General features: G+C 55.4%; 12 protein-coding genes. 3 read left to right on the top strand and 9 right to left on the bottom strand.

Going from position 1 to position 13,093, the window contains the following annotated elements; genetic code table 11:
• Positions 1–8 precede the first annotated feature (8 nt).
• On the bottom strand, positions 9–1,112 hold the full coding sequence (locus BLR44_RS17880) for a D-TA family PLP-dependent enzyme (RefSeq protein WP_089684528.1): 1,104 nt from the start codon (positions 1,110–1,112) through the stop codon (positions 9–11).
• A 420-nt stretch (positions 1,113–1,532) separates the two neighbouring features.
• On the opposite strand from BLR44_RS17880, the gene atpD reads away from it, so the two are divergent.
• Entirely contained in the window at positions 1,533–3,065 is a 1,533-nt protein-coding gene (atpD, locus tag BLR44_RS17870; RefSeq protein ID WP_089684524.1) for a F0F1 ATP synthase subunit beta, read from the top strand.
• A gap of 5 nt (positions 3,066–3,070) precedes the next feature.
• Positions 3,071–3,325, top strand: a complete 255-nt coding sequence (atpC, locus tag BLR44_RS17865) for an ATP synthase F1 subunit epsilon (protein WP_089684522.1) — start codon at positions 3,071–3,073, stop codon at positions 3,323–3,325.
• A 128-nt stretch (positions 3,326–3,453) separates the two neighbouring features.
• Here the strand turns inward: atpC and BLR44_RS17860 are convergent, their stop codons facing one another.
• The 4 genes from BLR44_RS17860 to BLR44_RS17845 form a co-directional block, all read right to left on the bottom strand.
• The gene (locus BLR44_RS17860; RefSeq protein WP_089684520.1) at positions 3,454–3,855 is read right to left on the bottom strand and encodes a T9SS type A sorting domain-containing protein; all 402 of its coding nucleotides are present in this window, start codon (positions 3,853–3,855) and stop codon (positions 3,454–3,456) included.
• Positions 3,856–3,912: 57 nt separating this feature from the next.
• Positions 3,913–4,503 (bottom strand): hypothetical protein, encoded by a 591-nt coding sequence (locus tag BLR44_RS17855; protein WP_143017361.1) that lies wholly within the window; start codon positions 4,501–4,503, stop codon positions 3,913–3,915.
• An 82-nt stretch (positions 4,504–4,585) separates the two neighbouring features.
• Positions 4,586–5,968 carry a T9SS type A sorting domain-containing protein gene (locus BLR44_RS17850; protein WP_089684517.1) on the bottom strand — a complete coding sequence of 461 codons (1,383 nt, stop codon included), beginning with the start codon at positions 5,966–5,968 and terminating at the stop codon, positions 4,586–4,588.
• A 940-nt stretch (positions 5,969–6,908) separates the two neighbouring features.
• Entirely contained in the window at positions 6,909–8,282 is a 1,374-nt protein-coding gene (locus tag BLR44_RS17845) for a T9SS type A sorting domain-containing protein (protein WP_089684514.1), read from the bottom strand.
• A 661-nt stretch (positions 8,283–8,943) separates the two neighbouring features.
• On the opposite strand from BLR44_RS17845, the gene BLR44_RS17840 reads away from it, so the two are divergent.
• Entirely contained in the window at positions 8,944–10,383 is a 1,440-nt protein-coding gene (locus BLR44_RS17840; RefSeq protein ID WP_089684512.1) for an amidohydrolase family protein, read from the top strand.
• A gap of 14 nt (positions 10,384–10,397) precedes the next feature.
• Here the strand turns inward: BLR44_RS17840 and BLR44_RS17835 are convergent, their stop codons facing one another.
• From BLR44_RS17835 to BLR44_RS17820, 4 genes are all read right to left on the bottom strand, one after another.
• Positions 10,398–11,102: a Dph6-related ATP pyrophosphatase gene (locus BLR44_RS17835; protein ID WP_089684509.1), complete on the bottom strand. Its 705-nt coding sequence runs from the start codon at positions 11,100–11,102 to the stop codon at positions 10,398–10,400.
• A gap of 19 nt (positions 11,103–11,121) precedes the next feature.
• On the bottom strand, positions 11,122–11,586 hold the full coding sequence (locus BLR44_RS17830) for a hypothetical protein (protein WP_089684507.1): 465 nt from the start codon (positions 11,584–11,586) through the stop codon (positions 11,122–11,124).
• A gap of 6 nt (positions 11,587–11,592) precedes the next feature.
• Positions 11,593–12,024, bottom strand: coding sequence for a DUF6010 family protein (locus BLR44_RS17825; RefSeq protein WP_218127115.1), 432 nt, complete (start codon positions 12,022–12,024; stop codon positions 11,593–11,595).
• A 77-nt stretch (positions 12,025–12,101) separates the two neighbouring features.
• Positions 12,102–13,016: an AraC family transcriptional regulator gene (locus tag BLR44_RS17820; RefSeq protein WP_089684505.1), complete on the bottom strand. Its 915-nt coding sequence runs from the start codon at positions 13,014–13,016 to the stop codon at positions 12,102–12,104.
• Between the last annotated feature and the right edge of the window lie 77 nt (positions 13,017–13,093).

Below are 13,093 nucleotides of genomic sequence, written 5' to 3'. Positions count from 1 at the left end.
GAAGAGGCTTAAATATGAATGAAACGGTCACGCGCCACGACGCGCCAGTGGTCTTCTACCCGGCCGTTTTGCACGATCTGGGCCGTATCGTACAAGGCTACTGTCGGGCAAATGTGGATGGGCACGCCGTAAAACACATCCCCTACCCGATAGGGCGAAGTCGCTTCGACCTGCACCACCAGATGCTCCTCGCTTTGCGAGACAGGCTGGGCATCGGGTGCGTTCAGAAACTTGACGCGGGGAAACGGATTTTCGGCGGCGATGGATTTGTGGCCCAGATCCAAGCAGAGGGTGGTCGCGTCGATGCGGGAGATGACGCGGGTCAGCACCAGGGCCGCAAACTGAAACGGCTGTTCGGGCAGAATGGTGCGGTACCCCCAGTCCCAGAAGATGAACGTACCGGGGCTGGCTTCTACGCCGTCGCGCCGGGCGTGAATGGGAAACGACGGCGAGCCTCCGGCCACCACTACCGGAGCTGCAAATTCCTGTGCCGTTAGTTGGTCTACCAGCGTTTTTACCCGCACGAACCCCTCGTCGCATTGTTGCTGGCGCACCGCCAGGTCAGGGTCGCGTAAGTGCCCGTCGTAGGCATGAAGTCCCACCGGGGCAATGCCTTCTAGTTCCGCACACGCTTGATACAGAGCCAGTGCGTTTTCGGGCACAATGCCCGTCCGGTTTTGTCCTACGTTCAGGTCCAGCAACACCGGGAGGGTTTGGCCCGCTTCGTAAAATGCCACGGCTAAAGCCCGCGCGGCGGCCACATTGTCGACCAGACAGGCAAACTGTGTGTCTGGATATTGTTCCACCAGTTTCCGCAACCGATCGATTTTCGGGCCGATGGGCTGGTACGCCAGCAGCACGTCAGGGGCTTGCACCAACGCCAGCATCTCCGCTTCGGCAATGGTGGCGCATTTGAACTTGCGGATGCTTTCGTCCATCATCATCCGGGCCACTTCGGCCATCTTGTGCGTTTTCACGTGCGGCCGTAGCCGGTTCACGTCACCGACCATACCGATGGCGACACGGATGTTGGCGCGCACGCGGTCTGCATAGACCAGCAGCGCCGGCGAGTCCACCGCCTCGGCATTTGCAATGGGATACCACTCTGTCATAGGGGCTAAGGTAAAGAGATTCAGAGAAATCAGGGGCGCGCGAAAGCCTTCCTTATTGCCTATCACTTCCCCTAATGAGGGTAACGTAGTCGCTCAACCTTGTCCGGTTAGAGCGCGTACGGCCCGGATGCGTCAGTTCCTTGGGATCGGGGTGCGTACTCCTGTTATGCGGAGCTTTACCTACGTAAAGTGCAGCAGAAAGCGCATCAATAGCTTACGCTACTGCGTTTTCGCGCGCAAAGGAGTTCGCAAAAGCGTTATCCACATTACGCTCAGGGCAGGTTGCGTTCCGTAAAAGGTCATTTCTGCTGCCTCAGCGGCGCTTTTTTGGGTCTGCAAAAGAGCGGGCGCAATAACTTTGATTTCATCGCTACGAAAGCTAATTTTGCGGTCTGATTTTAGCAACATTTCCAAAAAAATATGGCAGAAGTAGTTACAACGGCCACCAACATTGGGCGCGTGACGCAGGTGATCGGTCCGGTGGTGGACGTGAGCTTTGAGGGGGAAGGCACAAAACTTCCTAACATCCTCGATGCGCTTGAAGTCACCAAAGAAAACGGACAGATTGTCGTTCTGGAGTGCCAGCAGCACTTGGGCGAAGACCGTGTTCGGACCATCGCCATGGACTCTACCGAAGGCATGATGCGCGGAATGCCCGTCGTCGCCAAAGGGGCGCCCATCAAAATGCCCGTGGGTGAAGAAATCAAAGGCCGTTTGTTCAACGTAGTAGGCGAAGCCATCGATGGCATCCAACAGCCCGCTACCAAAGGCTCTCTGCCAATCCACCGTCACGCTCCTAAATTCGAAGACCTGTCCACTTCTACCGAAGTGCTTTTCACCGGAATTAAGGTAATCGACCTGATCGAGCCTTATTCAAAAGGTGGTAAGATCGGTCTGTTCGGAGGTGCCGGTGTCGGAAAAACCGTTCTGATTCAGGAACTGATCAACAACATCGCGAAAGCGTACTCGGGTCTGTCGGTATTTGCCGGTGTAGGCGAACGGACGCGCGAAGGAAACGACCTGCTGCGCGAAATGATCGAGGCAGGCATTGTAACCTACGGCGACGAGTTCATGCACGGCCTGGAAGAAGGCAAATGGCTGCTTGACAAAGTTGACAGCGAAAAGCTGAAAGATTCGAAGGCGACCTTCGTCTTCGGACAAATGAACGAGCCTCCGGGTGCGCGTGCGCGTGTGGCCCTGTCGGGTCTGACCATGGCTGAGTATTTCCGCGATGGCGATGGCCAGGGACAAGGACGTGACATTCTGTTCTTCGTCGATAACATCTTCCGCTTCACGCAGGCCGGTTCTGAAGTATCGGCACTGTTGGGTCGGATGCCGTCGGCCGTAGGATACCAGCCCACGCTGGCCACGGAGATGGGTGCCATGCAGGAACGCATTACGTCGACCAAGCGCGGTTCGATTACTTCGGTGCAGGCGGTTTACGTACCGGCCGATGACTTGACCGACCCCGCGCCGGCTACCACCTTTGCTCACCTGGATGCCACCACGGTATTGTCGCGTAAAATCTCCGAGCTGGGCATTTACCCGGCGGTGGACCCGCTCGACTCTACCTCACGAATCCTGAACCGCGGAGTACTGGGCGACGCTCACTACGACTGTGCGCAGCGCGTGAAAGAAATTCTGCAGCGGTATAAAGAACTGCAGGACATCATCGCCATTCTGGGTATGGACGAACTTTCGGACGAAGACAAAATGGTCGTACACCGTGCTCGCCGCGTGCAGCGCTTCCTGTCGCAGCCGTTCTTCGTGGCCGAACAGTTCACAGGTCTGAAAGGCGTACTGGTAGACATTCAGGACACCATCAAAGGATTTAACATGATCATGGATGGGGAACTGGATCACCTGCCCGAAATGGCCTTTAACTTGGTCGGTACGATCGAACAGGCCATTGAGAAAGGTGAGAAGATGGTCGCCGCAGCCAACAAAAGCTAAGCTGTATGTACGTTGAAATCATCACCCCCGACCGCCGTGTTTATGCCGGAGAAGCCACGTCCGTACGGTTTCCGGGGAGCGACGGTTCGTTCGAAGTGTTGAACAACCACGCCGCCATGATTGCTGCCCTGGGCCGTGGTGATGTGCGCATCCTGACCGATACCGGTGCCGAGAAGCACATTCACATCGATGGCGGTGTGGTGGAAGTCTTGCGCAATCAGGTTTCGGTGTTGGCCGAAGCGGTAATCAGCAACGAATAGATCGTTTCTATCTTCATAAAAAAGCTCACTTCTTCCTGAGAAGTGAGCTTTTTTCGTAATGGCCCTTCATCAAAAAAACCGCCTTCGCACAGAGCAAAAGGCGGCGTTCGGGCTTTCTACAAATTTTATTACTGCTTGACCACCCGCAGGTGCTGGCGCTCTGTCAGCGTAGTGACTTCGAGCAGGTAGATACCGGCGGGCAGGTGTGGTAAGGAGAGGTCCCATTGCCGATCTGTATGGGCAGCCTCGTACACTTCCATCTGCTGCCCCTGCAGACTGTAGACCGTCACCCGCTGCGGTGCATCAGCAAGTTCACGGACCGACAAGGTAAGTACCCCGCGAAACGGATTGGGGTAGGCTTCGACACGACCGGACAACGCTGTTTGTACCTGCACAGGTTTGTGGTAGGTCATGGCGCCGTCATGATCTACCTGCCGCAACCGGTAGAAAAGAGCTTGTTGCGAAGCCACATCGGTAAATTGGTACTCGTTTTTCTGCGTGCTGGTTCCCTGTCCTGTTACGAATCCCACTTCCTGATAGACTTCCCCATCGGACGAACGTTCGACCGCAAAGCCAGCATTGTTGATTTATGAGACCGTCGCCCAGCTCAGCAGAATCGAACCCCGCTGTTCCTTCCCGACGAAATTCACCAACTCCACTGGTAGGGGGGCACTTTGCACCGGGTTTCCGGAGGGTTCTGAGTTTTCGTCGATGTACCCCGGCCCCGACAAATCACCATTGCTGCCTCCGGCCGCACGTCCGTATACCCCGTTGCCACCGATCTCGATCAGTGTTCCGGCGCTGTTACTACTGGAAGAAATCTGTGGCGAGCTGCCTTCCAGGGTAATGACGGCTCCCGCGGGCAATAGCAATTTAGCATTGGAGCCAAACGTCAGGCTTCCACCGTCTTGCAACACAATTTCCTGAAGGCCCGAAGTGGTTAAGTCAATCGTTTTGTTATTAGGAATGTTGATATCGTGGCTGATGAACAACATCTCGCCGTTTGGCCAGGAATTATCCGGGTAGTTTCCTACACCGACGCCACAACTCCAGGTAGCTGTAGTACGCCAGCTACCATCCTGGACTGTTGAGCAACCGTCGGTTTGTGCTCTACTTCCCATCGCCATCAACATCATTGCGGTGCCCAACAGGAGTTGAGCGATTCTTACTGTATACATGGTTTACTCAATGACAAGTTGTTAGATGTACTACTACGGCCTCGTGTAGGACGTGATTTACAAGCAGACATCAAGGGGGTATCTATTGCTTGATTACTCGCAGGTGCTGACGCTCCTTACGTGTTGTTATTTCCAGGAGGTAAATGCCGTTTGGCAGGTGTCCCAACGACAGTTCCCACTTCTGTTCAGCATGCCGCGCCTCGTGTACTTCTACCGGCTGGCCTTGCAGGCTATAGAGCGTCACCCGCTGCGGCGCATCAGCGATTTCGCTGACCCACAACGTGATGACATCGATAAACGGATTGGGATACACGTCGATGCGCTCGTGCGATGCCGTACGCACAAGTACGGGCTCATGATACGTGACCGTGCCGTCGTAATCGACCTGACGGAGGCGGTAATAGGCCGCCCCCCGAAACGAAGCATCCGTAAAGGCATAGGCTTGTTTCCGGGTGCTGGTGCCTTGGCCCTTCACGAAGCCGATTTCCTGGTAGGTTTCGCCATCGGGCGACCGCTCTACTGTAAAGCCTGCATTCTCGGTTTCAGAGGCGGTCTGCCAGCTCAGCATGGCCCCTGCCGCCGAAGCCTCTCCCTGAAAGTTCACTAGTTCTACAGGAACCGGCGTAAAGGTGGGGCAGTTGCCATTGGTACAGGACCCGGCCGAAATATTGCCCGACCCGGACACCATACCTGCATACGCCAGGTTCATCTCACCGTCTACGGATAGCGTGCCTGTCACATCGGCTCGCCCGCCGCCACTCATGGTAAAATCGCCGCCGACGTCCATGGTACCGTCTACATCCAACTGACCGTTTTTGATGACAACGTCTTCCACAATCACCACTTCACCGTCGGGTCCTACATTGAAATTGGCCGACCCATCCATCGACAAGGAGTTTGCCTGGAAGTACCCGTCGATGTTAAAATAATGGGGACCGCTGGTAATGTTGACATTGCCGGCAAAAGTTGCAGATCCGCTAGCGCCGACGTTGAAATTCCCGTTGTTGCCGTTCGCGACGTCGAAACTGCCCGCATAAAACGTTCCGTTGACCGTGATGGTCGCAGCTTGCAGCCACTGGATGATGCCTGACGTGGTAAACGTGGCGCCCGAAGCTACGGTCAGGCTGTGTGTACTCTGCCCATTGTTGCCGAAGGAAATGGTGCCTCCCGCTACCGATAAGGTTCCGGAAGCTACGGTGAGTTGTCCGTGGCCGAACGTAGGCGACCACTCGGTGCTGAACTTAAGGGTATTTACCGATACGTTCCCGGTGGAGGTAACGGCGTGTTCTATCGTTACATCATCGGCAGACGTGGGCACGCACGTACAACTCCAGGTGGCAGGATCGTTCCAGGCGCCACTTGCTTTACTGTTGATCGCCGCTCCTTGTACGGTAGTGCTGCTCCACACCATCGCCAGCAGGATAAACAAGCGCGCTGAAATTGAGAAAGAGTTAAAGTATTTCATTTGTTTGCTGCATATGAAAGCGAGCTCTGTAGAGACTAGGCCCTTGACAAAACAAAGATCCTCTTATCTAAACAGAAAAACAATATTTTATATTTGATTGATCCTATAATATCCTCTATAAACTTCCTTTTCCGTAGTGTCTGGGGGTGTTCTATAAAGGCAATGCAGGAATTCTTACATGTCCCGGAGACAGGAAAGTGGCTATGCGACCCGATGTACTTAACCGAACTCCATTGCTGTTTTATCTTTTACAAACGAGTTATCATCGGCACGAACCCAAAACAACACCCGCTGCAAAGGCACATTGGCAACTGCATGAGCGTACCAACAAGCTCAGGATATTACTTCAATAAGATCAGAACGATTTGTGCTGGCTTACTGCCTCCGGCAGGATCAACTTAAGTTGTCCGGGAGTATATCTCACGTCCTACGGAAGCACAACGCATGAGGACAAGTGAGTGCTAAAACTACTTGAATCAGGCACATAGACTCTGAATGCAGTTCTGACCAGCAAGATTGGTTAAAAAACTCTCTTTTTTTCCTACATCCCTGGGCAGAAAGCATCCTGGTAGGCGGATTTGTAATATTTCATGCTTTACCCATGAACACATTGTCCTTTAGTCTACCTTCATTCTTTTCCACACAACTTTTGTCGTTAAAGGCAGAGCGTTTGTAGAGCGCACCACGCTGCCCCTGATGCCGGAGACGCCGGCTGAGGTAGGTAATAAAAGGAGCGGTGATGCGCAGAACAGCGCCCGGATGCCTTGCGAACCGAGGCGATGGCACTGCAAGGCACGTTCGAACCCGACCGATTCAGCTTTATACGTACATAGAGAACGGCACGCGGGTGTACATCTGTAGTTCGCCGTTGATAGCGACGGCCAGATGGCGGAACGAAAGGCCCGCCATCTGGCCGTTATCATAAAAAGTTTTGCTTCTTCTACTGTTTGATGACACGCACGTGTTGCCGATCTGTAAGGGTGATGACCTCCAACAGGTAGGCCCCGGCAGGTAGGTGTCCCAGCGGCAGTTGCCACTCTCCTGTATGCTGTTGAGGTGCTTCATAGTGACCGACCAATCGGCCTTGCAGGCTGTACACGTTGACCTGTTGGGGTGTCGTGCTCTCGTTGGTTAGCGTTAACGTGTTCAGGAAGGGATTAGGATACGCCTGCACCTGTTCAGAAGGCTCGTCGATCACGTGTATCGACTTGTGGTAGGTCTGGCTGCCTTCGAAATCTTCCTGCCGCAACCGGTAATACGCCCGACCCGAAAAGCCTGTGTCGGTGAAGCGATAGGTCTGGAGCGCTGTACTACGACCCTGGCCGGCCACAAAGCCAATTTGCTGATAATGCTGTCCGTCCCAGGAGCGCTCGACGGCGAAGCCGGCATTGTCCGTTTCCGAGGCCGTCTGCCAACTCAGTTCTGCACCGGCTGCCGAAGCCTGGCCCTGAAAACTGACCAACTCGACAGGAAGCGGCTGCGGCAACGGGCAACCCAGGCAAAAGGTGCCGGGACCACCGACAAACCCCTGCCACGATCCCCACAAGCCTCCCGCTACCGACACCAGTCCCGACCGCGCCACGTACACATTGCCTCCCCCGATACCCGACATGTTACCGCCGGTATACACCGCTCCTTCGATCAGACTGTTGACTGTTCCGTTGGTCACCGTCACATCTTCCAGCAAAGTGACCACTCCCTCAGGCCCTACGTCGAAACGTGAGTCGCCCGTCATGTGCAGGGACTGCCCGGTCAGCTCTCCGTCGACCGTATAAGTATGAGGACCGCTTCCCAGCAACATATCGCCGGTGAATTTCACCACCCCCGTTTCGCTCACGTTCAGCTGCCCGTCGCGACCACCCGTCACATTCAAACCGCCACTTTCCAAAAATCCATCAATGATCATGATTGCACCCTGTTGCCATTCGAGGGGTGCGGGGGTGCTGAATTTTGCACCGTTGGCGACCGTAAGGCGGTTCATTTGGCCGTTGATGCCGAATAGGATCGGATTCTTGCTCGTCACCGAGAAGGTACCTGAAGCTACGGTCAAGCCGCCATTGCCCGCCACTGGCCACCATGCACTGCCAAAAGCCAATTCCTTCACGACCACATTTCCTGTTGACGTTATCGCATGCTGCACTGTCACCTTATCGTTGGCTTCGGGGACACAGTTGCAGCTCCACGTAGCGGGGGTGTTCCAGTTCCCGGCCGCCGCACTGTTGATGGATTTTGCGCGACTCGTTTGCGCAGCCCCTCCCATTACCAACAATACCAGCAACAAACGCTTACAGAACTTGATCGTACGATTTTTCATAAACTCTTTCGGTTGTGACACTTCTTACAAGCCAGCTTGTAGCGTTTGCTCTTAAAGCCTACACAGGTCAGAGACTGGCGTTGTGACACAAAGATTGCCCCTGACCACCCTAAAATCAAATCAAGCATTGGATCAGTACAATGAAATGGGGCGTAACGGCAGACATGCGGAGATAATACACGAATCAAATAACAACATATAACCCAATCATTACACGCATTTTTCCGTCGTTTGAGTAATATGCCTTCTTCCGCTTTGCGGCTGCATACGCTTTCATACCCCGTAGAGCTGCTTCTTAAAGGATAAAACCACTTGGCTCCCAGCACTTTTGACGAAGCAAGGAACTTCCCAGGAAACGCGATGGGGTTTGGTGATAATAGCTTGAAATCTTACGTCTTAACATTTAACACACTTTTTCACCGCTTTTGAAGGCGCAGAATCCTCAAATCTGACGGAATTGTAGCCTCGGAGGCCTCGAACTTCTACTTTTTATGCGTTGTCCTACGCCCCTTCGCTTTGCCTTCTGCAAAGGCAATCCCCTGATGATGAGAATATTTCACACTTTACAGTCCTACTTTTACCTGGGCTTCTTACACGTAGATTCAGATGTAAGGGAGAGGTCCATAATCCCGGTATTCGCACGTTAAACCAGCGTAATGTTATGCTCCGCTCTGTTATAAAACCTCTTGATTCGCTTCGCCAACTCCTGACTGGTTTCCTGACGACACTCCCCCCGTACCGCGTTGCGCCCGGTTGTGTACTGCTCTTGCTGCTGCTACGCTGCGGCCCTTCGACACCGCCTCAGGAAGATGCAGCAGCCCTTATCCTAGCGGATGTGACGCTCATCGACGGTACCGGAAACGCACCGCAGCCGCACGTCGATCTGGTAATCGCAGCCGACACGATCCAGGCCATTCGGCCCCATGCTACGTCGGAGGATGCCACGGATAAAGCAGTACGCGACATGGCGGGCAAAACGGTGATGCCACTCCTGCTCAACACGCACGCGCACGTGGGGGCGCTGAAAGGCTACTCGACCGACAAAAGCCAGTACACGGAAGCGAACATCCTGCGGCAACTGAAAAAGTACGAGGCCTACGGCATGGGCTCGGTCGTATCGCTGGGCACCGACCGACCGATCGTGTTCCCCCTCCGTGATTCTTCGCAAGCGGGACAGCTTCCCGGGGCCACGCTCTACACGGCGGGCTACGGCATCGTATTTAAAGGAGCGCCCACCCCCTCGGAACAGGTTTTTCAGGTCGCCACACCCGAAGAAGCCACGCGGGCCGTACAGGAGCTAGCGCCCTTGCACCCCGACCTCGTCAAAATCTGGGTCGACGACTTTCTGGGTACCTCGCCCAAAATGTCCCCGGCCATCTACCGGGCCGTGATCGACGAAGCGCACCGGCAGGGGCTGCGGGTGGCCTCACACCTTTATTACCTGGAAGATGCTAAAGGGCTGGTCGACGCCGGAGTGGATATCATCGCACACAGCATTCGCGACCAGGAGGTGGACGACGTGCTGATCCAACAGATGAAGTCTCAGGGCGTTTACTACATTCCTACGCTGGCGCTCGATGCGTATCAAGTCGCCTACGCGCAGACCCCGGACTGGTTCGACGATCCGTTTTTTCAGGCGTCGCTGGAGCCCGGGGTGCTCGACACGCTCACCAGCGCCGCTTACCAGCAGAAAGTCCGCACCGATCCTGCCCTCGCTACCAAACAGGCCGCCTTCGAAACGGCCCTGCGCAACGTGAAGAAACTCTACGAGGCGGGTGTCACCATTGCGCTGGGCACTGACTCGGGCGCGCAACCCATCCGCACCCAGGGATTCTCCGAACACCTGGAACTGCAATTGCTGCAACAAGCAGGCATCCCGCCGCTGGCGGTGATGAAGATCGCCACACAAAACGGCGCGGAATTGCTGGGCGAAACAAAAACGGGAACATTGGCCCCCGGTCAGAAAGCCAACTTCCTCGTGCTGTCGCAAAACCCGGCCGACGACATCCGCCACACTCAAACCATTCTGTCGGTCTGCAAAGAAGGTCAGGAAGTAAGCCAAGGCAACCCGGCAGAACAGATCACTTCTGGCAAAGAATAACTACAATCCGATGCCTACACCGGCAGCAGGTCGACAAACCAGAAGCCCATCCCCTTTCCGTCGGTGTTGGGTGCGGGGTATTCGCGGTAGATGCACTCGCCGAGGGTGAACGGAATGGGTCGGGAGAAAATCGGGCCGTCGAAGCAGAAGGTGTGAAATTCGCCGTTCTCGCCGCAGGGGTCCACGTCCGCGGGCAGATCGCGCAAAAATGCATCGTCGATCACCCGCCCGACAAACGACGCGTCGAGGCAGGCGGCTTTGGTGCAGACCACGACGGCTTTGAAGCCCAGCGACAGAAACTCGTTCATCAGGTGCCGCGAGTCCTGTTTCCAAAGGGGAAAGTGCGCCTGAATGCCCAAAGGAGCGAGTTTCTCTTCCCGGTAGGTCCGCAGATCTTCCAGAAAAATATCGCCGAAGGCCGTGTGGTGAAAACCCTCCGCTTTCAGGGCTTCGACACGTGCCTGCACCTGGGCTTCGTAGGTCGCCATGTCGGGCATCTCCGGCAATTCGAGGGTGCTGTACGGAAGTCCCAGCGCTTCGACCTGTTGCCGCCAGAGTTCCCGCCGCAGGCCGTGCATGGTCACGCGGTCGTGGTACGCGTTGAGCGAGGTCAGCAGATGCCCCACCCGATAGCGGTTATCTTGTAAGAGTTTGTACAGCGCCAGCGCCGAATCTTTGCCGGTGCTCCAGTTGAAATACGTCAGAAAGGGTTCTTGCATGCACCACGAAACTACGCCCTCAGAACGTGCGGAACCAGGGGCGACTCACCAACGGCGAAAACGCCCAGGGAATGGACGAGAGAATGACCAGCAGACCGGCGGTATACCAGAGCGCCATCGTTTTGAACCGTTGCCGGTCGGTCGCGGCGCGCTTGGCCCGCATGGAACCGACGGTGATCAGCACAATGCCGAGGAGCATCATCGAACTGTGTTCCATCCCAAAAAACCGGATTTCGCGTTGCTGCATCGCCGCCTGAAAGTGGTCCAGAAAATACGCGACGAGCGGGCTGATGAAGTAGAGTCCAATGCCCAGGATCAACTGCACATGTGCAACGGTGGCGGTCCAGTGCCGTAGGGCATTGTCGCGGCGAGAGAAAGGTTGATGAGCTAGCCAACCCCGGTAGCCGCGCACGATGGCCAACAGCAGGCTGATTAGCACCAGCCAGCGCACGAATGAATGAAGCGTCAGTAAGATCGAATACACAGTGAATCAGGTATTTGCGTTAATGACTTTCTTCCGACCAATCCATTCTCCTACCAAAGGCGCTCCGCACCAGAACCAGATCGCCAGGATCGTGTCGCACACCGCACACCCCGCCGACGAAGCGGGACTGAACGGCACGATGGGCTCGGCATAGACATGATGCACAAGGTCCCAGCCCGTATGCAGTAACCAGCCGAGGCCGATGAAGCGGTAGCTTGTCAGCCCCCGGTAGGCCACCCAGGTCAGGATAGCACAAAACAGGAATTCCCAATAGCCTAGCCCATTGCTCAGGTACGCCGCTCCGGCCCCGGCGATCACGATGGCGTTGAACTGTTGTCGGGTCGGCTCGCGGAGGAGTGATGAAAGTGAGATGTACAGAAAAGCGATGCCTATGGCGGCCAGCGCATTCAGCAAGGTAAACTCAGGAACGGGATGCATGGAGAATCAGCTTGGTTCAGGATGCCGCAAAGCTCTCGCAGAGATGCCACTGGATGTTAGGACGGGTGAGGTCAAATCTAGGACGATTCTATCCTTTTCCGAAAGGCGAGGGGTGTGTAGCCGGCGTGTTTTTTGAAAAAGCGGCTGAAGTACGACGGGTCCTGCATCCCGATTTCGGCCGCGACTTCCTGGATGAAAAGGTCGGTCTGGTAGAGCAGCACCTTCGCTTCCAGCACTAGCGTCTCCTCGATCCACCGCGAGGGCGACTTGCCCGTCACCTTACGAATTGCTTTGTGGAGGTGATTGGGCGTCACGTGTAACTGTTCGGCGTAGGCGGTTACCCGATGTTCCGTGCGGATCTGGGCAAACAACAGGGCTTTGAAGCGGTTCGCCAAGTCCGTTGCTTGGGTCGGCTCCGGTCCGGCGGCGGCGCGGTAAAAGCGGTTCACTTCCCACAACACGGTGTGCACGTACGACTGGATCAGTTCCGGCTGCTGCACGCCCGATTCGGCATACAAAGCCAGTAAGCGCTCAAAAAGCTGGCGAACGTGCTGCGCCGTAGGCGCGTCCAGCGTGATCCGCGGGTTGCCCCAGACCTGCAGAAACTCAAACGCGCGCACCAATTCCCGTTTCCCGAACCTGCCCACCAGAAACACATCAGAGAAATTACATAGGTAGCCCCGGTTGAGGTCCACATTCGTGAAAGAAAACACTTGTCCGGCGGGCACCACCAAACACTCGCCCTTTACAATCCGGTGCGTCTCGCTCCCGATCGACATGATCGCCTCCCCTTCCGTCAGAAACATAAACGTATGGTTCAGGTGGCGAGTCGGCGGCACAGGCAGCTTCATCATCCGAATCATCTCTTCCACCCGCACCACAAAAAATCGCTGAAACGCCTCCTTCAGCAGCGCATCCAGCCTCGCCCCCGGTTGGATATACCGTTCCCGGAAGGTCGCGCCGCTGTGGGTATTGATTTTAGAGGAGGCCATGAGTCAAAGAAAGATCATATCAACTCAAACGGGTTGCAGTGATAAACTGGTGCACCGCTTCAATCTCTACCCAAATG

Origin of the sequence: Catalinimonas alkaloidigena (genome assembly GCF_900100765.1) — a bacterium.
Lineage (GTDB): Bacteria > Bacteroidota > Bacteroidia > Cytophagales > Flexibacteraceae > Mooreia > Mooreia alkaloidigena.
This window is presented reverse-complemented; position numbering and strand designations above follow the sequence as displayed.

Coding starts and splice junctions, on each gene's coding strand:
- BLR44_RS17880 (WP_089684528.1), bottom strand. CDS start 1,112: ATGACAGAGTGGTATCCCATTGCAAATGCCGAGGCGGTGGACTCGCCG.
- atpD (WP_089684524.1), top strand. CDS start 1,533: ATGGCAGAAGTAGTTACAACGGCCACCAACATTGGGCGCGTGACGCAG.
- atpC (WP_089684522.1), top strand. CDS start 3,071: ATGTACGTTGAAATCATCACCCCCGACCGCCGTGTTTATGCCGGAGAA.
- BLR44_RS17855 (WP_143017361.1), bottom strand. CDS start 4,503: ATGTATACAGTAAGAATCGCTCAACTCCTGTTGGGCACCGCAATGATG.
- BLR44_RS17850 (WP_089684517.1), bottom strand. CDS start 5,968: ATGAAATACTTTAACTCTTTCTCAATTTCAGCGCGCTTGTTTATCCTG.
- BLR44_RS17845 (WP_089684514.1), bottom strand. CDS start 8,282: ATGAAAAATCGTACGATCAAGTTCTGTAAGCGTTTGTTGCTGGTATTG.
- BLR44_RS17840 (WP_089684512.1), top strand. CDS start 8,944: ATGCTCCGCTCTGTTATAAAACCTCTTGATTCGCTTCGCCAACTCCTG.
- BLR44_RS17835 (WP_089684509.1), bottom strand. CDS start 11,102: ATGCAAGAACCCTTTCTGACGTATTTCAACTGGAGCACCGGCAAAGAT.
- BLR44_RS17825 (WP_218127115.1), bottom strand. CDS start 12,024: ATGCATCCCGTTCCTGAGTTTACCTTGCTGAATGCGCTGGCCGCCATA.
- BLR44_RS17820 (WP_089684505.1), bottom strand. CDS start 13,016: ATGGCCTCCTCTAAAATCAATACCCACAGCGGCGCGACCTTCCGGGAA.